At 26.7% G+C, this 23,985-nt stretch carries 20 protein-coding genes and 2 pseudogenes; 14 read left to right on the forward strand and 8 right to left on the reverse strand.

The annotated features are described in order from the left end of the window. The first annotated feature begins 2 nt into the window (after nt 1-2). The 12 genes from BFL38_RS10570 (at nt 3) to aroA (ending at nt 13,962) form a co-directional block, all read left to right on the forward strand. Nucleotides 3-803 (forward strand): AAA family ATPase, encoded by an 801-nt coding sequence (locus BFL38_RS10570; RefSeq protein ID WP_069727006.1) that lies wholly within the window; start codon nt 3-5, stop codon nt 801-803. 320 nt (nt 804-1,123) lie between these two features. Then, complete coding sequence (locus tag BFL38_RS15560) at nt 1,124-2,119, forward strand: alpha-1,2-fucosyltransferase (RefSeq protein ID WP_256097253.1); 996 nt, start codon at nt 1,124-1,126, stop codon at nt 2,117-2,119. A gap of 107 nt (nt 2,120-2,226) precedes the next feature. Further along, nucleotides 2,227-2,844, forward strand: coding sequence for a cytidylate kinase-like family protein (locus BFL38_RS10580; RefSeq protein ID WP_069727465.1), 618 nt, complete (start codon nt 2,227-2,229; stop codon nt 2,842-2,844). Nucleotides 2,845-2,856: 12 nt separating this feature from the next. After that, complete coding sequence (locus tag BFL38_RS10585; protein WP_069727007.1) at nt 2,857-3,564, forward strand: phosphatase; 708 nt, start codon at nt 2,857-2,859, stop codon at nt 3,562-3,564. Next, nucleotides 3,561-4,361 carry a sulfite exporter TauE/SafE family protein gene (locus tag BFL38_RS10590; RefSeq protein WP_069727008.1) on the forward strand — a complete coding sequence of 267 codons (801 nt, stop codon included), beginning with the start codon at nt 3,561-3,563 and terminating at the stop codon, nt 4,359-4,361. Before BFL38_RS10585 ends, BFL38_RS10590 begins: the two co-directional genes overlap by 4 nt. A 23-nt stretch (nt 4,362-4,384) precedes the next feature. Next, nucleotides 4,385-5,617 carry an imidazolonepropionase gene (gene hutI / locus BFL38_RS10595; protein ID WP_069727009.1) on the forward strand — a complete coding sequence of 411 codons (1,233 nt, stop codon included), beginning with the start codon at nt 4,385-4,387 and terminating at the stop codon, nt 5,615-5,617. Nucleotides 5,618-5,889: 272 nt separating this feature from the next. Continuing rightward, entirely contained in the window at nt 5,890-6,870 is a 981-nt protein-coding gene (locus BFL38_RS10600; protein WP_069727010.1) for a hypothetical protein, read from the forward strand. Nucleotides 6,871-6,874: 4 nt separating this feature from the next. Further along, nucleotides 6,875-9,082 carry a transcript cleavage factor gene (locus BFL38_RS10605; protein ID WP_069727011.1) on the forward strand — a complete coding sequence of 736 codons (2,208 nt, stop codon included), beginning with the start codon at nt 6,875-6,877 and terminating at the stop codon, nt 9,080-9,082. 439 nt (nt 9,083-9,521) lie between these two features. Beyond that, nucleotides 9,522-10,709, forward strand: coding sequence for an aminotransferase-like domain-containing protein (locus BFL38_RS10610; RefSeq protein WP_069727012.1), 1,188 nt, complete (start codon nt 9,522-9,524; stop codon nt 10,707-10,709). Nucleotides 10,710-10,952: 243 nt separating this feature from the next. After that, on the forward strand, nt 10,953-11,564 hold the full coding sequence (locus BFL38_RS10615) for a rubrerythrin family protein (protein WP_069727013.1): 612 nt from the start codon (nt 10,953-10,955) through the stop codon (nt 11,562-11,564). Between the two features lie 152 nt (nt 11,565-11,716). Beyond that, nucleotides 11,717-12,676, forward strand: coding sequence for a signal recognition particle-docking protein FtsY (gene ftsY, locus BFL38_RS10620; protein ID WP_069727014.1), 960 nt, complete (start codon nt 11,717-11,719; stop codon nt 12,674-12,676). A 23-nt stretch (nt 12,677-12,699) separates the two neighbouring features. Continuing rightward, complete coding sequence (gene aroA, locus BFL38_RS10625) at nt 12,700-13,962, forward strand: 3-phosphoshikimate 1-carboxyvinyltransferase (protein ID WP_069727015.1); 1,263 nt, start codon at nt 12,700-12,702, stop codon at nt 13,960-13,962. On the opposite strand, the gene BFL38_RS10630 is transcribed toward aroA, so the two are convergent. The 7 genes and pseudogenes from BFL38_RS10630 to BFL38_RS10660 all read right to left on the reverse strand — a co-directional run. Then, the gene (locus tag BFL38_RS10630; protein WP_069727016.1) at nt 13,957-14,949 is read right to left on the reverse strand and encodes an ABC transporter substrate-binding protein; all 993 of its coding nucleotides are present in this window, start codon (nt 14,947-14,949) and stop codon (nt 13,957-13,959) included. The genes aroA and BFL38_RS10630 overlap by 6 nt on opposite strands. Nucleotides 14,950-14,994: 45 nt before the next feature. Beyond that, nucleotides 14,995-15,726 carry a polyprenol monophosphomannose synthase gene (locus BFL38_RS10635; RefSeq protein ID WP_069727017.1) on the reverse strand — a complete coding sequence of 244 codons (732 nt, stop codon included), beginning with the start codon at nt 15,724-15,726 and terminating at the stop codon, nt 14,995-14,997. An 18-nt stretch (nt 15,727-15,744) separates the two neighbouring features. Beyond that, a complete protein-coding gene (locus BFL38_RS10640) occupies nt 15,745-18,429 on the reverse strand; it encodes a DUF4132 domain-containing protein (protein WP_069727018.1) in 2,685 nt (894 codons plus the stop codon). A 77-nt stretch (nt 18,430-18,506) separates the two neighbouring features. Continuing rightward, on the reverse strand, nt 18,507-19,535 hold the full coding sequence (rlmN, locus tag BFL38_RS10645; protein ID WP_069727466.1) for a dual-specificity RNA methyltransferase RlmN: 1,029 nt from the start codon (nt 19,533-19,535) through the stop codon (nt 18,507-18,509). A 152-nt stretch (nt 19,536-19,687) separates the two neighbouring features. Continuing rightward, entirely contained in the window at nt 19,688-19,927 is a 240-nt protein-coding gene (locus BFL38_RS10650) for an FmdB family zinc ribbon protein (RefSeq protein ID WP_069727019.1), read from the reverse strand. Nucleotides 19,928-20,280: 353 nt separating this feature from the next. Beyond that, nucleotides 20,281-20,852 (reverse strand): annotated as a pseudogene (locus tag BFL38_RS10655) (PD-(D/E)XK nuclease family transposase); the annotation flags it as partial. A gap of 18 nt (nt 20,853-20,870) precedes the next feature. Continuing rightward, nucleotides 20,871-21,884, reverse strand: a pseudogene (locus BFL38_RS10660) (cell surface protein); the annotation flags it as partial. A 27-nt stretch (nt 21,885-21,911) separates the two neighbouring features. On the opposite strand from BFL38_RS10660, the gene BFL38_RS14685 reads away from it, so the two are divergent. Together BFL38_RS14685 and BFL38_RS10665 are read left to right on the forward strand one after the other, a co-directional pair. Further along, complete coding sequence (locus BFL38_RS14685; RefSeq protein ID WP_083249417.1) at nt 21,912-22,160, forward strand: hypothetical protein; 249 nt, start codon at nt 21,912-21,914, stop codon at nt 22,158-22,160. A 168-nt stretch (nt 22,161-22,328) separates the two neighbouring features. Next, nucleotides 22,329-23,423: a DUF3298 and DUF4163 domain-containing protein gene (locus BFL38_RS10665; protein WP_069727020.1), complete on the forward strand. Its 1,095-nt coding sequence runs from the start codon at nt 22,329-22,331 to the stop codon at nt 23,421-23,423. Nucleotides 23,424-23,565: 142 nt separating this feature from the next. On the opposite strand, the gene BFL38_RS10670 is transcribed toward BFL38_RS10665, so the two are convergent. After that, the gene (locus BFL38_RS10670; RefSeq protein WP_069727021.1) at nt 23,566-23,970 is read right to left on the reverse strand and encodes a hypothetical protein; all 405 of its coding nucleotides are present in this window, start codon (nt 23,968-23,970) and stop codon (nt 23,566-23,568) included. Nucleotides 23,971-23,985 lie beyond the last annotated feature (15 nt).

The following is a 23,985-nucleotide window of genomic DNA, read 5'->3' on the forward strand; positions in this document are numbered from 1 at the left end:
TTATGGGAAGAATAATATCTTTTTCTAGCGGAAAAGGCGGTGCAGGCAAAACTTTATGTTCAGTTAATTTCTCAGCGGAATTAGCTTCAAGAGGATATAAAGTTTTAGTTTTTGATATAGATATTAACTGTTCAAATGTATTTATTTTACTCCATGTAAAACCGCAGTCTAAACTGCAGGAATATTTTGAAGGCAGTCTCACATTAAAAGATTGTGTTATAAAAAGTGAGTATGGTATAGATGTTATTAGTGCCGGAGTTAATATACAGAGATTTGTTCAGTTTGAGAATGATTTTAATTTGTCAAACCTTGCTAAAGATTTAAAGGTTTTAGCTGAAGATTATGATTATGTTATAATAGATTATGCAGCTGGTATTACTCAGCCTATGATGCGTTTCTATGAAATGTCAGATGATATAATACTTGTTGCCAATCCGGAAATTACAGCTTTGACAGATCTTTATAGACTTATGAAGATGATTTATGTCAATAATATGACTGATAAGATGTATTTGATAGTAAATAAAGTAAAAAATATAGATTGGGCTATCAATTTATACAGAGAAATAAAAAAGGTAACGGCAAAATTTTCTCTTGATATTAATTTGGTTCTTTTGGGACCTGTACTATTTGATGAAGAAAAGGTTATGATATCTGTTCAAAAGAGAGTGCCTATAATAATATTATATCCTAAAACTCCTATAAAAGGCGGTTTTTCATTGGCAGTTACTAGATATTTATATGATATAGGTGTAATGAAAGATGAAAATGCAAGAGAAAAAACTTTCTCAGATTTTTTCTGATTGCATAACTTATATATTTTGCTTGATTTTTATTTTATAATATAATATATTACTGAAATGAGTTTATTTTTTGAAATTAAAAATATTATGGTGATCGCATCGCATCGCATCGCATCGCATCGCATCGCATCGCATCGCATCGCATCGCATCGCATCGAATTCTATAAAAAAAATTATTTTCATAAATTATGGAGCTATTTTTATGATATATAGTTCCATAGTATATTTGTGCATTTTATTCTGCTTTAAATTTCTTTTTTTAAGTAAAAGTATTCAAGCATCTTTTAATATCATTATAAAAAATTATTTGGATTTTTATTATGTTTTATAATAATTATGAGCAGTTTATCAATAAAATAGTATGGTTTATACCTTCAAAAAAACATAGGGATGATTTTAGGAAAATCTTGTATGATATAGTTAACTCTATGTATAAATTGGAATACATAGCAGATAAACTCAATGTAAAAGATGATAAAAAAGGTATGATTATTATAGAGTCCTCCGGAGGTTTGGCAGATCAATTTGGAAAATATATTCTTGGTGAATCAATAAAAAGGAGTTATAGTTTTGATATAAAGTATGATCTTACATGGTTTAGAACTCATCATAAAGATGTTGATGGTAAGCATGAAAGACCATTTGAATTATTAAAATTGTGTCCTGATATTAGTTATGATATAGCTACAGAAGAAGAAGTATTTTTTTATAAAGCATGTTTTGGTAATATGGTAAAAGAATATAATGATTATGATATAAATAATATTTTGCAGACAAAGAAAAATATATATCTTGATTGTTATCCTAAACTTCTTGATATAAGTGTTGATGATGTTATTAAAGATATAGATTTAGATAAATACCATTTTAAAAGTCTTGAAGGAGAGAATTTATCACTGTATAATGAATTAAAGAATAATTTTTCTATTTCTGTTCATGCTAGACTTGGAGATAGTCATGTTATGACAGAGTTTAAAACTATATTTAATTCAGATTACAGCGAATATTCTAATTATTTGATAAAATCAATTAATTATTTTTATAACAAATTTAGAGATAAAAGTCCTAAATTTTTCTTTTTTTCAGATGATATGAATTGGGTTAATGATAATGTAATATCTAAATTAGATAAAAATATTTCATATAAAATAAATAAAGAGAAAAATCCTCCTCATTTGGATATTTATTTAATATCAAGTGCTAAGCATCAGATTATATCTTTGGGAGGATTTGGCAATTTAGCAAGTTTATTTAATAAAAATAAAGATAAAATAATAATTAGACCAAGCGATTTTCAGTCATTAAAAAATAATTAGAATTATATTAGTCTTCTGTACATTAATAAAAAGAAGTAGTTTAAATTTGACAAATACAGATAATATTGGTAAACTATTAGCAGAATATAATGGAGGTATATGGTTATATGAGTAAAAATATTGTTATAACTATAAGCAGAGAATTCGGAAGCGGCGGAAGATATATTGGAGAAATGGTTGCCAAGGATTTAAATATACCTTTTTATGATAAAGCTATAATAGAAATGGCGTCAGATAAAACAGGATTTTCTCCGGAATATATTAAAGAAAATGAACAGAAATTAACAGGGGCTTCTCTTTTTAATTTTGCTATAGCAGGCTCTTATGCTGGTAATATGGTATTTGGTAATGGTGAATCTTTGCAAGACACTATGTTTTTTGCACAGAGTAATGTTATAAAAGAAGTAGCCTCTAAACATTCATGCGTTATAGTAGGAAGATGTGCAAATCATATATTGGAAGGTATGGATAATTGTATTAATGTCTTTATTTATTCTGATATGGAGAGTAAAATTAAAAGGGCAGTTAATGAATATAAATTAGACAGTACAAATATAGAGAAGATCTTAAAAGAAAGAGATAAACTAAGGGCTAAACATTATAATTATTATACCGGAAAAAATTGGGGAGATGCTAGAAATTATCATATCTGTTTGAATAGTGATTTTATAGGTATTGATAATACTATAGAATTAATAGAAAAAATAGCTAAGTCAAAGTTATAATAGGTATTTATTATGAATATAATAGCTGATTTACATACTCATACTTTAGTAAGCGAGCATGCTTATAGCACAGTTGATGAAATGTTAAATTCAGCTAAAGATAAAGGATTTTTAGCTTTAGCTATTACAGATCATGGACCTGCTTCCAGTGACGGTGCCAAATTAGTTCATTTTAAAGCTATGCATAGTTTGCCTAATTATATTAATGGTGTAAGACTTCTTAGGGGATGCGAGGCTAACATACTAGATTACAGCGGAAAAGTAGATTTAAGTGAGAATGTTTTAGAATACTTAGATTTTGTCATAGCTTCCTATCATGAGGATTCTATACAGCCTTTGAATAAAAAAGAACATACTAATGGATACGCTGAAATTATAAAAAATCCTTATATTGATTGTTTAGGTCATATTGGAAATCCTAAATTTGAATTTGATATTGAATATATAGTGAAATTATGCAAAGAATATAATAAATTAATAGAGATTAATTCATCATCTTTTACAGTTAGGAAAGGAAGCAGTCCTATATGCCGTGAAATTGCTTTAACCTGTAAAAAATATGAAGCTAATATTGTAGTAACTTCTGATGCTCATTCAAAGTATAAAGTAGGAGATTTTAAAGATTCCATTGAATTACTGATGTCAATAGATTTTCCAAAGCATCTTATACTTAATACAGATTATGATAAATTGACAGAATATCTTGGTATAGAAAAATGATAGTGTTTTTTTTGATTGTAAGTTTATCAGCATCTGTAATAGGTGCTGTTTGCGGAATAGGCGGCGGTATTATAATAAAGCCTGTTCTTGATTCTTTGAATGTACTTGAAGTAAGCAAGATAAGTTTTTTATCATCTTGTACTGTTTTATCTATGAGTTTATATACATTTGTTGTATCTAAGATAAAACAGGATAGTCTTGTTGATTCTAAGGTAGCAACTCCTTTGGCTTTGGGAGGAATTATAGGCGGCATACTCGGAAAGATGCTTTTTTCATATCTTATAGCATTTTTTAATAGTGAAAATATAGCTGGTGTTTTTCAATCATCTATTTTGATAATATTAACATTTTTTACTTTAGCATTTACAGTAAAAAATATGGGTGATAAAAAAATAAAATCTATGCATATACAAAATATATTTTTATGTGTGATAATAGGATTAGTTCTTGGTCTTTTATCATCATTTTTAGGTATAGGGGGTGGACCTTTTAATATAGCTTTTCTTTATTTTTTCTTCAGTATGGATTCTAAAATCGCCGCTCAAAATTCTCTTTATATTATATTGTTTTCTCAAATTTCAAATGTGTTTATAAGTGTTGCTGACGGAGATGCTTCAAAGGTTAATTTGCATTATTTATTAGTAATGATTATAGGAGGAATATGCGGGGGTATATTTGGAAGATTCATAAATAAAAAAATTGATTCTAAAATAGTTGATAAGCTATTTATCATTTTATTAATAATTATTATGTTAATAACATCTTACAATCTATACAACTTTTCTGTTAATATATAGTAAGATTAAAATGTGAGTATATTATGTTAGATATCATTATAAAAAATATAGGCTCTATTGTAACCGCTCAAGGCAATACTCCTTTATACGGAAAGGAACAAGGAAAGATAAAGGTATATAATAATGTTTCTATAGGCATAAAGAATGGTATAATAGAGTATGTTGGAGATTCTATTAAAGAAAAAGCTAAAAAAACATTTAATGCTAATGGATCATTAGTTACTTCTGGTCTGATTGATTGTCATACCCATTTTGTATACGGCGGTTCAAGAGAAGATGAGAGGTATAATATAGTTATAGATCATATGAGTTATTCTGATATAATAAAATCAGGTTATGGAATATTATCGACTGTTAGAGACACTAGAAATCAGACAGAAAATTCACTTTATAAGAAATCAATACCAATATTAGATAAAATGCTGCAATATGGAACTACAACAGTAGAAGGAAAAAGCGGATATGGTTTAACAGTTAAAGATGAGATAAAGATATTAAAAGTTATGAAAAAACTTAATGATAATCATAAAATAGATATAGTAAGTACATTTATGGGCGGGCATGTAATACCTGATGAATATAAAAATGACAGGTCTTCTTATATAAATTTGATATGTAATGAGATGATTCCTAAAATATCTAAGCTTGGCATAGCGGAATTCTGCGATGTGTTTTGTGAAAATTGCGGGCTTGATATGGAGGAAACAGATAGAGTTCTCGATACTGCCAAGTCATATAATTTAGGTATCAAAGTTCATTCGGATCAATTAGAAACTAGCGGTGGTTCGTATTTAGCAGCAAGATTCAATGCGATAAGTGCTGAACATTTGATTATGTCTGATGACAGATCCATAGATGTTATAAAAAATCAGGATGTAATAGCTGTTCTTTTGCCAAATGCTTCTTTTTATTTGAATATGCCTTATGCAAGAGCTAGATATATGATAGATAAAGGAGTTCCTATAGCATTGGCTACAGATTATAATCCGGGTTCTAGTCCTTCTTTTAATATGCAGTTTATAATGAAGCTGGCATATATTATATATAGGCTTAAACCTGAAGAGATATTGAATGCTGTTACTATAAATGCTGCATGTGCTATTAATAGGGGTAAAGAAATAGGAAGTATAGAAGCTGGTAAAAAAGCGGATATTATAGTATGGAATTGTAATAATCTTAATTTTTTACTTTATAGTATGGATAATAATTTATGCAGCATGGTTTTTAAATCCGGAGAACTTGTATATCATAATTAATATATTTTTATAATTTTTTACTTTGAATAGTATTATTTCCTCTTGACAATTTTAGTTTATTTTATTATATTATAGTGTATAATAATTTCATTCATCATAGTTTTTAAATCTGTAAAACTTTTATAACATAATTAATGTATTTTTATAATTTTTTACTTTGAATAGTATTATTTTCTCTTGACAATTTGGGTTTATTTGATTATATTATAGTAACATGCGTATATATCTCTGTACGTTTTTTAGCTTTAAGGGAGTAGTATATTTTAAATATAATGGAAGAGGAATTATTTTCTAGAAAAGAGTCTGTTAAAGATATTTTCAACATTATAGAAACTAAATTAAAGCAGGGTTTATTTGAAGAGTCTATGGAAGACTTTGATAGGATTATGTCAAAAGATTTTGAATGTGCAAATCTATATGAAAATATATCCTGTGTAAAATTTTGGATTAATAGACTTGATAAGCTTAAAACCGCTCAGAGAAACAGTATAGAATACTGCAAACTTTTAGATTCTACTTATAAGAAGTTCAATGTATTTATACATGGAAAATCTTATGATGAAAATTTAATATCGATTAACGCTATTCATTATTATGTATATAATAAGATTATAGATCTGATAATGCAGCGAAGCACTAATGATATTGAAGGCACGGAGGAATTGCGTTTACTTTCTAATGCTTTTATAGAATTAAAGGATTATTCTAGGGCATTAAAATCTTATGAATATTTGAATGTTATAGAGCCGTATAATTCAAGAACATTAAGTTACATTGCTATGATTTATGATAAATTGGGCGATGAAAAAAAGTGTAAGATGTATATAAGAGAAGCGTTATTTTATGATCCTTTAAGTATAGAATTTGAGAATATAAGCATAGAAATACTGAGAGAAATCAGAGATATAATAATAAAAAGAGGTGTTCATAACAATAGCCAAGAAGAGATAATATTATGGATGAGTGCTTATGGAGAACTTATGAACATATTGGATGTTAAAAGACCATTAAATGAACAGGAGGAATTTGATCTTAGAAGAAACATATCCAGATTGGAGGCAGATTACAGAAAGGTAAAACTTAGAGAAATTACAGCACCTAAACTTTTATCTTCGTACGCATTTTTAACTACTTATCTCATTATGAGACAGAATGATTCTGATATTGAAGAAGTTAAGGTATGGGGCAGAAAGATGGCTGTAATAGATAAAGAATTGCTGCAATACTACATAAAAATATTAGATAAGGAGTGATAATATGTCAGAAGCTCTACAAAAATTAGAAAAAGTGTTTTCAGAAGAAACATTTACGAGAAAACCGCTTCTTAATTATACTGCTAAGTATTTTGTTGATTTATCAGGTATTCTCAATGATATAAATGACAATGATGATATAAATTCCGCTATAGAAACTGCTAAGATGCAATTAGATAAAAATCCAAATCATATATCAGCTTTATATGCAAATGGATTTTTAAATTTAAAAATTGAAAATTATTCAGAGATGAGTCTGGAAAAACTTTTAGGTATTTTTAAAAATGCTAAAAAATGGAATATAGTAGAGTTTATATCCCAAAAAATTTTAGATGAATATTATGAGAGTGATTATGCTTTAAGATATTTGGCTAACTATTATCAAAGCACTAATAGGGATTCTGAGGCATTAGAAATTTGGGAAAGACTCATACGATTTGATGTTTCAAATCCTGAGCTTCCTGAAAAAATAGCTCATACTAAAGAAATGGCAGGCGATATAAATAGTGCGGTGCATTATTATAAGATTGCTTTTGAAAGAAATCTTATGAGAGAAAGAAATAATGCTGAGAGCGATATTAAAAAAGTATTGGAATATGAACCTGATAATTATAATTATCTGCTTAAACATGAAAATTCTTTAAGATCTCTTGTAGATTCTAACATAATGATAGATGTATGGAAGATAATATTTTTCTATTATTTTAAAAATAATAGATATAATGATGCTTTAAAAACTATTAAAAATTTGCTTAATTATGAGCAGGATATAGTAGCACAGAATAATAAAAAGGCGAAATTTTTCAGACATAGACTTGTAGATGTTTATAAGGCTTTATATCCTAATCATACGCTTTTTGAAAAGATAGAAGAGATATCTTATATTACAAATGTCAATAAAAAGCCTAAAGATTGTATAGAAATATTTGAAAAGTATATACAATATGATGTTAATAAATATGTTATACATAGAAATTTCGGAGTAGGCAGGATTAAATCTATAGATATAAATAATGTTAATATCAAATTTGTATCTCAGGAAGAAGTAAGAAAAATGACATTTGATATGGCTATACAGTCTCTTACTACATTACCTGATGATGATATTAATGTTTATAAGGCTTATAAACTTAATGAAATAAAAAAAATAGCAGAAGAAAATCCTACTGAACTTTTAACTATTATTTTAAAATATAAAAAGACAATAACTACAAAAGATTTAAAGCAGGAATTAACTTCAAAGCCTTATATTGTAGTTGCTGAATCAGCTTATACTAAATGGCTTGAAAGTGCAAAAAAATCTGTAAGAGCTTCTACTACAGTTAAATTTGATAAAAATACTTTCCTTTATAATGATGAAGCTGAAACTTATGATGCTGAAAGTTTATCTAAATTTGATAAGACTGATAATTTCTTTGAGCGATATCAGATATATATGGAGTATTTAACCTATACTCCAAATTTAAACTCTGAAGAAGCGAAAGAGATGAATGATTATTTTGTTCGTATTTCTAAAGATAAAAAGGCTCATAATGATGAGAGAATAATAAGTACAATATATTTGAGAAGCCAGTCTAATGCAGATAGCAGCATACCTTTGCTTTCAGATATTGTTAAAGATATTGATGATTATACTCATATTTATGAGGTACTTCCTTCTTCAAATTATAGGGAGAAATTTATAAAAGCTATTTGGGACGGCAGAAGAGATGATTATTATAATATAATACTTAAAATGCTTTATTCTCCTCAGGTTAAAAATAATTATCTTATAGTCAATAAATTATTTGAAGACGGAAAAACTGATATGCTTGCTAAAACAATAGATGATATATTTCTTCATTATAGGGAATATCCTGAATCATTTGTTTATTTTGCTCAGAAGATACTTGATGGTGAGTATTATGATGAGAGTGCAGGAGATATAAATATAAATAAAAATTCTCTTATGATAGGTTTGCTTAGTATAATACCGCATCTTTCAAAAATGCTTGATAAAAAAGAAACTTCTGCACAGGCTAGGAAACTTTTGAAAGTTGTATATGATTTAGTATTTGATAAGGCGTATCTGCTCAAATTTATAGAGAATGAGTCTGAAGAAGATGTTAAAATAATATTTGGTGAATTCCAAAAATTAGTGAATTTAGAACAGCATTATAAAACTGATATTATTTCTGCTGTTATAAAACGTTTCCCTGATTGGAAGATATAATAATATTGTACTTTGATAAAAATTAGGGAGGTTACAAAAATCTCCCTTTTTTATATATTTTTAAGAAAATAATATATTAGACTTGTTTAAAAGTACTTGGCAAATAATTTTACGAGTTTGTTATTTTATGCTAAATTTATAATATTAGTTATTACATAAATTGCATGTGTTATATGTTGTATAATTTATCATTTTAATATATGAGTATGCAGTCTTTCACGTATGTGGGCTGTGCCTGCTTCTTTGGGTCAGCAAAAGAAGTGGGGCTTTACGAAGTACGCAGAGCGGACACGACTGTGTACTTTGTAGGGCTAGCACCCGCAATTATAAATAAAAATAGTTTTGAAACAAGTCTATTGATAAAAAATCAAAAAATAATATAGCATTATTATTAATAGTAGTGTATAATATATAACAAATTTTTTAAATGGATATTATTATGAAATTAAGATTATCAAAAAGAGCATTAAAAGAAGATTTTCAAAGCAGTTTTGTAAAAATTATGCTTGAAGTAGCAGCTAAAGGTGATTTAATATCATTTGCCGGCGGTTTGCCTAATCCCGAATCATTTCCTGTAGAAGAGATTAAAGCAGCAGCAAATAAAGTTTTAGAAACTAAAGGTGCTTATTCTTTGCAATATAACAGTACTGAGGGATACGGACCTTTAAGAGAGTTTATTGCAAATAGATACAAAAAACAAGGTATTGATATAGAAGCTTCAGACATACTTATAGCAAATGGTTCTCAGCAGGCTTTAGATATTATTTCTTCATGTTTGATAGATCCTAATGATGATGTTCTAGTTGAAGATCCGTCTTATTTGGCGGCTTTACAATCATTTCATCTATATAATCCTAATATTCATACTGTCAATTTAAATGAAGATGGAGCAGATGTAGATGAGTTTAAAGATGCTATGAATAAATATAATCATAAGTTTTTTTATTCTGTACCTAATTTCCAAAATCCTACAGGAATAACATATACAAATGCTGTAAGAGAAAAAATATCAGATATCATGAAAGGTAAAGATACATTTTTTGTTGAAGATAATCCTTATGGGGAATTAAGATTTAAAGGAGAACATCAGAAATCTTTTGGTACATATTTAGGAGAGCAGGCTATATTAATGGGTACTTTTTCAAAGACAGTGGCTCCAGGTATGAGATTAGGCTGGATTGCATGCAGACAAAAAGAATTGTATACTAAAATGAAAGATTATAAACAGCTTATAGATTTGCATACAGGAACATTTGCTCAGGTAGTTGTAAGTCAGTATCTTGAAGACAATGATTATGATGCTCATATCAAAAAAATAATAGATTTATACGGCAGGCAATGCAATTATATGCTTGAGGCTATGGATAAATATTTGCCTAAGGATATGCATTGGACTCACCCTGAGGGCGGTATGTTTATATGGGCTACACTTCCTAAAGGAATAGATGCTGTAGAGCTTTCAAGAAAAGCTGCTGATGATGGTGTGGCTGTAGTAGCAGGAGAACCTTTCTATGAGGCTAAGAGAGGTTTAGGTACTTTGAGATTAAATTATACTAATTCTAAACCTGAAGATATTGATAAGGGGATATCTATATTAGCTAAGGTTATTGAAAAAATGAGAAAGTAAAAATAATTTAAATAATATTTTAAAAAAGGCAGTAAATGTAAAATTTACTGTCTTTTTTTATTTTATATAATTATTTTTTAAATTTAAAGTTAGTACTTGTTAACATTATTTTAGTATATTGTACTCTTTTTGTAAAAAAAATGTTTTTTTATTTTACTTTTTTATTGTATTATAGGTTTTATAATCTATATGTCGCCTCTGCATATAAAAAATAAAAAACACTATATTAAAAAAGGAAAAAACATGATAAAAAAATTTACTTCATTATTTATTCTATTTTTATTTATTTTTGCTGGTATTGTATACGGACAAACAGCTAAATCTACTTTAGATGGTATGATGCAGTCTTATAACGGAGAAATGAATGCGTCTGCTACTTATGCTGAGTATGCTAAAAAAACTCAAAATAAAAGTGTTGCTGCTATGTTTAAAGCCGCTTCTGCAGCAGAGGCTTTACATGCTAAGCTTCTAAATGATATGGCTTTATCTTCTAAATTATCTACTAAAGCATTAACAGCTACAATCAATACTGTTAAAGTTGGTACTGATGTTGATAATTTAAAAAGCGGTATAGCAGGTGAAACTTATGAGTATACAAAAATGTATCCAGCTTTCAGCAAAGTTGCTTCACAAGAAAATAATAAAAATGTTTCTGATTTAATGAACAGAATAGCTTCTGTTGAGAAAACTCATGCTGCATTATATAATAAAACTATGCAGGATTTAAATGCTAACAAAACTTTACCTACAGTTTATTATTTATGTCCTGTTTGCGGATATGTTGAAGCAGGTTCAGCTCCAGCTAAATGTCCTTTATGTAATGCTACAGCTAGTTCTTTCCAAGCTTTTAATTAATTAATAACTAATCAAAAATTATTATAGAGGCAAAAGCATTGATAATAATATTATTATCAATGCTTTTTTATTTTATATAATAACAACTTGAAAAAATATTAATAGCCTATATAATATTTTTAATAAATTTTTTAATTGGAGAAATGAGTAAAATGAATTCTATGAATATTATAATAATAGCATGTGCTATTGTAATTATTTTAATTATACTTCTTATTTTGATAAAAAAATCTAAAAGCAAACCTAAAGTTTCATTAACAAGTTCTAAAAGTAAATTTTCATTATCATCATTATTTAATACTTCATCAATCAATGATGAGTTTTTTGCAAGTTTAGAAAATACACTAATAACAGCTGATGCCGGTGTTGAAACTACAAAAGATATTATTTCAAAACTTAGAGATGTTATAGAGAAAGAGAATATAAAGGAGCCTTCTGAAGCTAAAAAACATTTAAGAGAAATTTTAATATCTAAATTCATTTCAAAGAAAATAGAACTTAAAGATAAAACAATACTTTTTATAGTTGGTGTTAATGGGGTAGGTAAGACAACTTCAATAGCAAAGTTAGCCAATATCTTAAAGAAAGATCATAAAGTAATATTAGCGGCAGCAGATACATTCAGAGCGGCAGCTATAGAACAATTAGAAGAGTGGGCTAATAGGCTTTCTGTTACTATAGTTAAAGGACAGCAGGCTGGAGATCCTGCAAGCGTATTATTTTCGGCATTGGATAAAGCCAAGGCTACTAATGCTGATATAGTTATAGTTGATACTGCCGGAAGATTTCATAATCAGGAAAATTTGGTGAGGCAGCTTGAGAAGATGAAAAAAATAGCTACAGAGAGATTTACTGAGTTTAAATTTATACCTATATTGGTATTAGATGCTAATGTAGGACATAATGGAATAGAGCAGGCTAAGGTATTTACTAATGCTTTGGATATACAGGGGGCTATAGTTTCTAAGTTAGACAGCACTGCTAAGGGCGGAGTTGCAATAAGTATAGCTCATTATTTATCACTGCCTATATACTATGGAGGATTTGGAGAGAAAGTTGATGATTTCAGAGAATTTGATGCTGAAAGTTTTGTTGATTCTATATTGCAGTAATTGATAATTATTGGAGTTATATTATGTTATTGACTGTTAAACCTTCAGAAATTTTCGGATCTATTTATATTCAAATGAGTAAGAGTGATGCTCATAGAGCTTTAATAGCATCATCATTAGCTAAAACGCCAAGTATAATAAAGCATTGGATTGACAATGTGAGTGTTGATGTAGAAGTTACAAAAAATGCTGTATCTAATTTTGCTGATTTAGAAGTAATTGATGATTGTCTTAAAGTTTTTCCTAAAAAAGAGTATAAAAAAGAATTGACTATAGATGTTAAAGAGTCAGGAAGCAGTTTAAGATTTTTGATTCCCATAATGTCAGCATTGGGAATAACTTGCACTTTTACAGGGTCTAAAAAATTATTTTCCAGACCTATTAAAGTTTATAAAAAAATATGGAAAGAGGAGGGATTAGAATTTATTCATTTAGAAGACTCCATTAAGATATCAGGTAAATTAAGAGCTTCTAATTTTAAAGTGCTTGGAAATTTAAGCAGTCAGTTTTTAAGCGGACTTTTATTTGCTTTGCCTTTGCTTGATGGGAATTCTAATATTATCATAGACGGAGAATTAGAGTCAGAACCTTATGTTATGATGACTTTAAAAACACTTAAAGCAGCAAATATAGAAACACTAAGGCATGATAATAATATAATAGAGGTATACGGTAATCAGGAATATTCAGGTATTGATTATGAAGTAGAATCAGATTGGTCGCATGCTGCTTTTTTTGCTGCTGCTGGTGCTTTGGGCGGAGAGGCTACATTATATGGGCTTAATAAATATTCTATTCAAGGCGATAAGGAAATACTCAATATATTAAAGTTTATGGGAGCTTCTGTTTCTTATAATGATGATAATTCCATTACAATAAAGAAAGTAAACAGATTAAATGCTCTTGATATAGATATGGCTAATATTCCGGATTTGGGTCCTATAATTACTACACTTGCGGCTACAGCAAAAGGTAAAACCAGATTGTATAATGCCGGAAGATTAAGATATAAAGAAAGCGATAGAATGAGTGATTTGATGGATAGTTTCTTAAAAATAGGAGCGAAGATAGAAGTAACTGAAGATGAAATATTGATAGAGGGAGTTGAAAAACTTACAGGAGGAAATACTACTTCTCATAATGATCATAGAATAGCTATGGCACTTGCGGTGGCTTCTTCTGTTTCAGATGGTAATATAATTATAGATGATGCTGAATCTATAAATAAATCATCTTTTAATTTTATAGAGCAATTTAGAAGCATAGGCGGTAAAATTGAATTATAAACTATACAGTACATTAGTAAGAATTGATAGCTGTATATAATTTGTTACAGGTACAGTTTCTTTTATAACTTTAGAATCTAAAAAGATATTTTGCTGTGTTTCATACCATTTTAGAATCTCTCCTGAACTGCAGGCATTTTTTATATCTGATGATGTAAAAAATATTGCTGTATCTATTTCTTTTTCTATAGATTCTATATTATTTCCTGTAAGTTTTGATGTGAATTCTATTGCTTCATATAGATGATTTTTTCTATAATCCATAGCTTTTAATATTGCTCTTGAAAATTTTTTTACTGTATCTTGATTATTATTTATATATTCTAATGTTGATACAAAACTGCTTGTTAATGCAATTTCATCTATGTAATTTATTATATCTGACAATAGAATATAATCATTTGGAATCTTATCAGTAATTTCTCTTGCATAAGGCTCCCATGTTGATACGGCATCGACTTGCTTGTTTATTAAAGCATTAGCAAGATTGGTAATATTAATATTGGTTAAATTTATATCTTGTAATTTTATATTATTATTTTTTAATGCTATATTAAGCATAGTTTCACCTGAAGTACCCAAGTGAGTTGCTACTATTTTTCTTTTTAAATCAGAAATACTTTTAATTCCAGTCCATTTTCCTGTTATTATTTTTTCGCCTTTGCTTATTGCGTTTGGTATTAATATTTGTACATCTCCATTTATAATCAGAGAATGTGCTGCATGACCTATATATGTAAAATCAAGTTCTTTAGAAATCATAGATAAAATAGCAGCATGTCCATTAAAAAATTCATATAATTCTGCATCCAAATTTTCTTCTTCAAAAAAACCTTTTTCTTTTGCTATTGCAACAGCTGAAGCTCCAGCAAATTCATATAAATATCCTATTCTTATTTTTGTATTTGCAGGTTTATCTTCTTCTTTTGTCTTGCTGCATGATATTAATATAATTATAATAAAAAAAATATAAATAACTTTATTCATAATATATATCCTAATTATATTATAAAAATCAAAATACAATAATATTTATTTTGATTGATTATTAAAATATTTTTTCTTATTTCTAAATCTTAATCTCACTACTCTAAATAATGCTTCTGCTATAATATTTTTAGACATTTTTGATTGTCCGCTTCTTCTTTCATAAAATATTATAGGTTCTTCCTCTACTTTGTAGCCATTACTTTCAAAAGAATAATTCATTTCTATTTGAAAAGAATATCCTGCTGAAAGTATATTATCAAAGTTCATATTTTTTAATACAGATACTCTGAAACATTTAAATCCGCCTGTAATATCCATAATTTTAGATCCCAATACAAATGATGCATATCTATTTCCATAGTATGAAAGGAAAAGTCTTCTTAAAGGCCAATTTACAACACTTATTCCATTGCAATATCTTGATCCTATCACTAAATCTAATTTTTCATTTTCCATTCTTTCTATAAATTTAATTACAAAATCAGGATCATGAGAGAAATCAGCATCCATCTCTATTACATAATCAGGATTGTACTGAAATGAATGTTTAAATCCGGCAATATATGCAGGTCCTAATCCCTCTTTTTTCTCTCTTTTTAATAAATGTACTCTATTATTGGATAAATACTTTTCTACGATATTTGAAGTACCATCAGGACTATTATCATCTACTACTAAAATTTCTATATATTCAGGTAATGATAATACTTTATTAAGCATTTTTTCTATATTATCTTTTTCATTATATGTTGGTAATACTATTATAGCTTTCATTTTATATATAAATTTCTCCTATTTCTTTTTTACTGTTTTTTGTTCTTTTTTAATATTCTTTTTAATATAATTATCTATATTGAACATAATATACTTTACATATCTTATATATGAAGTTCTAGGATCTATTATATTTTTATATGAGAATACCTCATTATTATCTATAGCATAAAATACAATATCTCCAAATAAAATAATGTCATTATCATCTATTGCATTGTCCATTCCCATTAAATTAATTTTTACACCAACAGATATAGATGTGTCTATAATTTTATATCCGACTATATACGAATTTTCATAATCTAATTCCATATCAAGATAATCAATTAAAGTTTTAAAAGTTTTTAGTTTTACTTCTTTATTTCTATATTTGACTATAATGTTTTCTTTTATATCTTCATCTTCAAAAGAGAAATTAATATTCTGCATTTGATTAAAAGGCTGTTTTATTTTTAAATCTTTTAATAATTGCTTAGCTTTTTTTATTTCTTCATTGCTCATTTCTACAGGACTTGCTAATGATAATTTATACTGCTTATTTAATTTATATTCTTCATTATTATCTAATGTTCTTATAGTATTTGATTTCCTATCATATTTCACATGCTTTAATATTTTATCATTCTTATTATATATAGTCCATATAAATATATCTGCTAATATACTCATAATATAATTTTCTGTAAATATTTTTTTCCAATCATCTGCTGACCATTTTTTTCCTGTCATTAATGCTTTGCTTAATCTTGATGTTTGAAATTTATATGTAGCTTTTATATTATTTTTTATACTATAAAATTCATCTAATAAATCTTTATTTATATTATAATATTTATCTATTTTTGATATATATTCTTTTTTATTATTGTCAAATATTTTCTCAATATCTAATTTTTCATTTATATATAAAGTGAAAGAAGAAGAATCATCTTTTAATAATCTTTTTCCCTCTCTATCTATTGCAAAATCAAGTATTATTTTATCAGATAATTTATCTTCAGAAATATCCAATTTTTTTGCAGCAGCTTTAAATGCTAATTTTGAAGTATTTTTTATTTGATAATATTTAAAATGATTTGATATATAGTCAATAAGAATAAGAGAATAAAGACTTCCATTGAAAGCTAATGTTGATATGGCATAATTAGCAAGAGATATCCTTCCTGATTCACACCATTCTTTCAAATTATGAGACACTTTTTCTATTTTATATTCTGGTTCATATACTAAATATGGAATCATTACATATTTATAAGTTGTATTAGCACCTTCAAATATCCATCTTTCATATATACTTTTTATTACATTAATAAAAGAATTAAAATCAAAATATGAAATTATTTTATCTAAATCTTTTATTTTTGTAGGAGATTTAAGTTTTGAATATTCTAAATATATATATTTTATTATAATTATAGGTATAGATTGATTAGAATTTTTACTCTTTACTCCGTATAGTAAAGATTCATCTAAACATAATAAATTCTTTTCAAATTTTTTATCATAGTTCTTATTTACAAAATTAACTATACTATCAATATCTTTAAAACCTGAATTAATTATTTTTTTATTTTTCCATTTTTTTAATATATCTCTAGCCAAATCGCTATTTAAACTTTTTAAATATTCATAAGATTCTTTTTTCTTACGATTAATTATTTTGATTGCAGCTTTTCTAATATTTGAAGATTCACTTTCTAAAAGTAAACATAGTATTTTGCTTGAGCCGAAATCTATTTCTTTACTATAAAGTTCATTTAAAAATGGTATAAAATTTTTACTGTTTTTAGTAATTTTTCTTACGAAATTTTTATTACTGAATAAACTTTCAAAATATTCTGAATTCTTTTTAATAAGAGAATAAAAGAAATTATTAAATTCTATATTTTTTATTTGAACTGCAAACGAATCATAATATGATATCCTATCATTATAAGAATAAAAGAATATATAAGAGATAAGAATATCAGCTAAAGTTACATCGAGATTAATTAAATAATCTAGGCTCTCTTGATATGTTGTTGCAAATCCTTCTTTTCTTATTAAAAGTAAATAAATTAATGCTTTATAACTATTAGTTTTTAATATTATATTAAGAAGTTTTTTAGCTTTTTTTGAGTAATCTGATAATAATAAAATGTAATATATTCTATAATTATTTAATATTGAGCTTTTTATAAATTCTATATCATTATTACTAGGTGCCATTCTTATATGATATGGGGCATAAGGTTTTAAAGCACTGAAATAACCAAATGCTGATTTTTTTACATGGAATTTTTTTATTAGATCATATCTTTTGTCATCTTCATATATTATATCATCACTTATCACTGTAATGCTGTTAGGAGTTCCTATATGTTCTACAATATTATATTTAACATAATATGAGTCATACATTTTATGCATTAGCAAATCTATTTTTTTATCAGCTATTTGTAAATTAGCGATTTTATCTTCATTTTTTAATAAGATTGCTGTTAATATTAGGTATATTCCGCAATTATTGCTGCTTTCTAATTTTTTATATAATGAATAAAAATATTCTTTATCTCTATTATAAGTATAATTAGCTTCTCTTAAGAAGTCCAATGCATATATATCATTTTCTATTATTCCTCTATTGATGATGCATATTTCTTTTTCTAAATTGTATCCTTCATATTTTTTACTGAATAGAGAACTATTAAATTTTTCCATAAATTATTACTCTTTAATTTGCTAGAAATAAGTTTTATTATACTATCATTTAAATAAATAATAAATACTATATCAATTTACATGTTCTTTACAGCTAATTGTCCGCATCCCGCTAATATTTCCTGACCTTGTTTAAATCTTTCAACAACTTCTATTCCATTGTCTTTTAGTATTGATTTAAATCTTAATATAATATCTTTATTCGGTCTTTGTAATTCAGTGGCATGTTCCACAGGATTCATAGGGATAACATTAACTTTGAAAGGAAATTCTTTTTTTAAATTTACAAGTCTGTATGCATCATTAACTGAATCATTAATATCTTTTATAAGAACCCATTCAAAAGTAATCATTCTTTTACCATTTCTGCTGTATCTTTTAAGTATCGCCATAAGATTTTCTATAGGATATCTTTTATTAATAGGCATAATCTTATCTCTGACATCATTTTTTAATGAATGCAAAGAAACAGCTAATCTGCAGTCTAAATCTCTTTCTATTAACTGCTTTATACCGGCAACTTCTCCTGAAGTTGATATTGTAATATGTCTTATTCCTAAATTAAATCCTTTAAATGAATTTATGGTATCTATTGCTTTAAAAAGGTTTTTTGTATTTGCTAAAGGCTCTCCCATACCCATAAATACTATAGAATTTACCTTTTTAGTTACAGCCCTCATAAGTAAAAATTCGGCAAGTATCTCATCAGCGGTAAGATTTCTTGAAAGTCCCATATTTCCCGTAGCACAGAAAGCACATCCATATCCGCATCCTACCTGAGATGATAAGCAGAAAGTTACTCTGTCTTTTTTATTCAATATCACCGATTCTATTTTTTTCTTATCGTATAGAGAAATAAGTAATTTTTGTGTTCCATATTCATCTTCTGATATAGTTTCTATTTTTGAATTATGAATAAAATAATATTCATCTAATAAATTTCTTAAATTCTTAGGTATATTGCTCATATCATCAAAACTTACAGCATATTTTTTATATATCCAATTAAGTATTTGAGATGCATGAAATTTAGGGAAATTATTTTCTATACAGAATTTAGATAATTCATCTTCTGAAACATTCATTATAGATATTTTTTTAGCCATATTATAATAATTAATAACCTTTTTTAATATTATTAAAATAATAATAGCTGATAACATTATTTTTAATAAGCTATCAGCTAATTATTTTTTTTAATTCATTGTATCATAAAATGTATTTTGTGCTTATAACCTATAAGCAATTATTTAACTCCTCAGCAGCTTTTAGTAGGGGAGCTGTCGGAATTACTGCTTGATGAACTAGAACCGCTTTTATTTTTATAATCATTAACATAAAAGCCTTTTCCTTTAAAAATGATACCGCTATTTAAAGATATCATTCTTTTAGCTTCACTTCCGCATTCAGGACATACGGCTTTAGCTTCAGCAGTTATGGATTGAAATTCTTCAAATTCATGTCCGCATTTTTCACATTTATATTCATAGGTAGGCATAATGTTTCCTTTAAAAATTAAATTATAATTTAATACTATATTATTTAAATGAAAATCTGTCAAGTGAATTTATTTCTGCATTTGTTTAAGAGCCATAGATATTGCTTTATTTTTTTCTCCTTGTTCTATACCTTCTTTTATTCCTAATCTTCTTTCTTCTTAAAGCATTATTTGATTACCGTATAGCCAGCTTCTCTTTTAGCATATTCATTCATAATTAATCTATTTTAATAAAGATATTGTATATTTTTTGTACTTCTTATATTATAGGTTTTTCTTTTATTAGAAGAGTTAATAAAGTCGAGCAGTATTAAATTACTGTCTGGCGATGAGAATAAATATCTCACAAAATAGAAAAAATCAATCCAAGATAAAAGTTTATTTCTATTATATTCATCTATGCTAGCATTTTTTAATATTTCTGCAAATCTTTTAATCTCTACAAAATGTATCTGAAAATCACCAAGTCTAAGACTAGGGTTATTAACATCTCCCAAAAAATAAAAAACTTGTGAGCATCTAGTAAATTTATTTACTAGATGATAAAAGCGAGCAAGTTTTTTATATATAAATACATAAAACATTTATGCTCCCTTTTTATATCAGTTTTGCTTCCTATATCTAAATTAAAATTGATAAAACTAATACTAATCATTTGACTTATATTAATATATAAATCACTTTCTTTTAACTCAGAAGTTATATTTTTAGCTATGTAGTATAATATTCTTTTTATAAAATTATTATTTCCAATTAACTGTATTTCAACAAGTATTTTTTTACCATCTTTAGTTTTTGCTTTAACATCGAGAATAGACTCTTTTAAATTCTCATTTTCTGCTAAGTTATAAGGATTAATAATTTCAAGATTACTCACAGATTCAAAACCAACATCATTTAAAACAGCATTAACAATATTTTCTATTTTCTAGTTAATTTCCAATTAATTAAGAGCAGGTAAATACCAAGTTATACCTGTAGTAGTTTCAAAGTATACAGGAATACCGCTTCCTACAAAACCACTAGCTGTTGTATAACCTTGTTTTGTTCCGCTGTTATTAACATCCATCTCAAAGTACCATTCTAAGTCTTGAGTAGGTCTGATATAAAGCTCTGTATAAGCTCCCCAGTATAATTTATGAGCTACAGTAGGATCAATGATACTACCTTTTACTTTTCCGCTTCCAGCAGCTGTATAACCTAAAGAAGGCTCAACATAAAGAGAAACTATATCGCTGTTAGCAGTGATGCCTAATACAGCAGCAACAGTTACCTCATAAGGAATTTGATCCCATTCTGTCTGATTATTACCTCTAGCCCAACCTATACGACTATCTCCAGCTCTTACTTTAAAACCATCACCAACTAAAGCTGTATCAAATGCAACTTTCAAATAAGGATTAACAGTTACATTTCCAACAGGAGTATTTAGGAAATAGAATCTAGTTTCAAAACCAAGTGACTGAGAAAGATAATCAACATCAGTAGCAGAATTTTTATATCCATTTTGTCCATATCTGAAGTATACTCTTATGGCATTGAAAGCATCTATGCCTGTATAGTATCTTATTTGAACATCAGTACTTATACCTAAATAATCTTTTTTAGTGCTAACTGCCTCATTATCAGGATTTTGAGAAGAAGCTATTTGTATAGGAATAGCTATTCTTAAATTGTTGTTTAAAGCATTAATCATAAGTACAGGAGTATGAACACCTAATCTTTGATTTACATAAGTAAAGTTATAACCAAGACCTATACCAAAAGGCTCAGAAGTGTAGCCTATACCAGCAGAAATAGTAGCTGTTAGATCTACATTATCTGCAGCACCTGTTGTAAGTATGTTACCCAAAAGAGTTGAAGCTGCCTGAGATCTAAAACCGAAAGTACCTTTAATAGTACCGTTACCCAAAACAAATCCTAATTGATCCATTCTAGCTCTGCATTGGTTGCCATTAAAATTAGTAATGGTATTTATTCGGATATGGATAAAATTAGTAATGGTATTTATTCGGATATGGATAAAATATTGGAAAAAACTCAATCTAATATTAATTGGATAAGATTATTTGGAATATATAACGATAAAAAATATATATATTTATATTTTTTTGGAATAAAAATAACTATTAATATTGTCAATAAATTAGATAAAATAGCATGGTGGATACCTATAAAAAAATGGCGTGATAACTTTAGAAATAAATTTAATATAGAACAGAATAATATGTAAAGAATACATATACTCGAATAATAATATAATAACAAATAAATTCCAACCTATGTCGCAATACAAAATCGCAGCATAGGTTTATTTTTATATATCAACTAATTATTAAATATTTTACACATTAAATAAATTCATTGTTTTTTAAAGTATTAATTTAAAAAAGGATAAAAAATGAAAACAAATTTAAAAATTATAATTTGCAGTTTATTGGTATTAGCTTCATGCCGTAATTCAAATAATATAAAAGCAGATATTAATATACCTTTGTCTGAGAATGAAAAATTATACGATTATGAAGCAGTATATTTAATGTCAGATGAAGGAGAGTATATAAGTTCTGCTTTGACATATAATACAAATAATTTAGGTACTATTGTTTATACAGATTCCAATCAAAACTCAGTAACATTTAATGTAGAAAGAATAGGGGAGCTTGATGAAGGAAGCATATCAGCTGTTTCTTATGATAATAATACTTTAGAAGGAAATCTTCCAAGTGTATTGTATCCGTTTAATGCAAAAATAGATAATAAAGAAATAACTTTCAAATCAGTAAAAAGCCCTATTACAGGAGCAAGAATAATTGAATATTCATATACAAATGTTTCTCCTAACAGTGATAATATATTTGAATACAAAAACTCCATATTTATATTAAACAATGAAAAAAACTCTGAAATTATAAACAAAATAAATTTAGATATAAATAAAGAGTTTGGTATAACTGATACTGCTTCTTTTAATGATTTAGGAGCTTTATTAGAAAAAGAAAATGTAATAAGCAATAAAATGAATGCTTCTTATGATGAATGGCTAAACTCAGATTATATAGCAAACACATCAGAGGATTCTAGTAAATATGGCATAAATTATTTAAGTGAAAAATTCATTTCAATAAGTAGATTTTTATATGAATATACAGGAGGAGCACATGGAAACTACGCTACAATATACAGTGTTTATTCATTAGAAAATGGAAATAAATTAAAAATAGAAGATTTAATATCTGACTTAAAAAATGAAGACTTACTTAATCTAATAAAAGATAAACTCTTAAAAATAGAAGGAAGAGATGAGAGATCTTATTTTGATTTGAATGAACTTTCATTAGAAAATAATAATTTTTATATTACATCAAACGGTTTAGTATTCACTTGGGGAATATATGAAATAGGACCTTATGCTATAGGGGAAACTAAAGTATTAATATCAACAGAAGAAATCAAACCTTATTTAAAAGACGAGTACAAAACAATATTTGAATAATAAAAATATTTATTTATAAAATTTATAAGAGGGTAGTTATTAGTTTAACTATCCTCTTTATTTTTATATAATCTCAAAGAATTTATTTCTTTAGAATTTTCAATATTTACTTTAATGCTTTTTATTTGTAAAATCTATGATATTATTTTGTATATTCTTTATCATTTATTATTATAGTTTCTGTATCTACGTACTCTAAATTAAAAACTTCCCAATCATCATACCGATTATCCCATAATCTTGAATAATATATTTCTCCTTCTTTTTTCCATTCATATGCCAAGATAATAGGTTCTTCTCTGTATCCGTAATATGTTTCTACGGAATAATAAACATATTTATTTTGATTTGTAAATGAATAGCTTATATACTTATACCATCTTCCACTGTCCGAATAGTAAGCAATTCTTGAATAATTACCCATAAATCTTTCATCTGGAGATGCTCCTAATTTACTTATACCATTTTTAGAATATGGATCTGTTATATCATTATTACTGCATGAAGATAATATAAGTAATAATGTAAATAATAAAATTTTTTTCATAAAATAACTTCTTAA

The organism is Brachyspira hampsonii, assembly GCF_001746205.1.
Classification (GTDB): Bacteria; Spirochaetota; Brachyspiria; order Brachyspirales; family Brachyspiraceae; genus Brachyspira; species Brachyspira hampsonii_B.

Coding starts and splice junctions, on each gene's coding strand:
- BFL38_RS10570 (WP_069727006.1), top strand. CDS start 3: ATGGGAAGAATAATATCTTTTTCTAGCGGAAAAGGCGGTGCAGGCAAA.
- BFL38_RS15560 (WP_256097253.1), top strand. CDS start 1,124: ATGTTTTATAATAATTATGAGCAGTTTATCAATAAAATAGTATGGTTT.
- BFL38_RS10580 (WP_069727465.1), top strand. CDS start 2,227: ATGAGTAAAAATATTGTTATAACTATAAGCAGAGAATTCGGAAGCGGC.
- BFL38_RS10585 (WP_069727007.1), top strand. CDS start 2,857: ATGAATATAATAGCTGATTTACATACTCATACTTTAGTAAGCGAGCAT.
- BFL38_RS10590 (WP_069727008.1), top strand. CDS start 3,561: ATGATAGTGTTTTTTTTGATTGTAAGTTTATCAGCATCTGTAATAGGT.
- hutI (WP_069727009.1), top strand. CDS start 4,385: ATGTTAGATATCATTATAAAAAATATAGGCTCTATTGTAACCGCTCAA.
- BFL38_RS10600 (WP_069727010.1), top strand. CDS start 5,890: ATGGAAGAGGAATTATTTTCTAGAAAAGAGTCTGTTAAAGATATTTTC.
- BFL38_RS10605 (WP_069727011.1), top strand. CDS start 6,875: ATGTCAGAAGCTCTACAAAAATTAGAAAAAGTGTTTTCAGAAGAAACA.
- BFL38_RS10610 (WP_069727012.1), top strand. CDS start 9,522: ATGAAATTAAGATTATCAAAAAGAGCATTAAAAGAAGATTTTCAAAGC.
- BFL38_RS10615 (WP_069727013.1), top strand. CDS start 10,953: ATGATAAAAAAATTTACTTCATTATTTATTCTATTTTTATTTATTTTT.
- ftsY (WP_069727014.1), top strand. CDS start 11,717: ATGAATTCTATGAATATTATAATAATAGCATGTGCTATTGTAATTATT.
- aroA (WP_069727015.1), top strand. CDS start 12,700: ATGTTATTGACTGTTAAACCTTCAGAAATTTTCGGATCTATTTATATT.
- BFL38_RS10630 (WP_069727016.1), bottom strand. CDS start 14,949: ATGAATAAAGTTATTTATATTTTTTTTATTATAATTATATTAATATCA.
- BFL38_RS10635 (WP_069727017.1), bottom strand. CDS start 15,726: ATGAAAGCTATAATAGTATTACCAACATATAATGAAAAAGATAATATA.
- BFL38_RS10640 (WP_069727018.1), bottom strand. CDS start 18,429: ATGGAAAAATTTAATAGTTCTCTATTCAGTAAAAAATATGAAGGATAC.
- rlmN (WP_069727466.1), bottom strand. CDS start 19,535: ATGGCTAAAAAAATATCTATAATGAATGTTTCAGAAGATGAATTATCT.
- BFL38_RS10650 (WP_069727019.1), bottom strand. CDS start 19,927: ATGCCTACCTATGAATATAAATGTGAAAAATGCGGACATGAATTTGAA.
- BFL38_RS14685 (WP_083249417.1), top strand. CDS start 21,912: ATGGATAAAATTAGTAATGGTATTTATTCGGATATGGATAAAATATTG.
- BFL38_RS10665 (WP_069727020.1), top strand. CDS start 22,329: ATGAAAACAAATTTAAAAATTATAATTTGCAGTTTATTGGTATTAGCT.
- BFL38_RS10670 (WP_069727021.1), bottom strand. CDS start 23,970: ATGAAAAAAATTTTATTATTTACATTATTACTTATATTATCTTCATGC.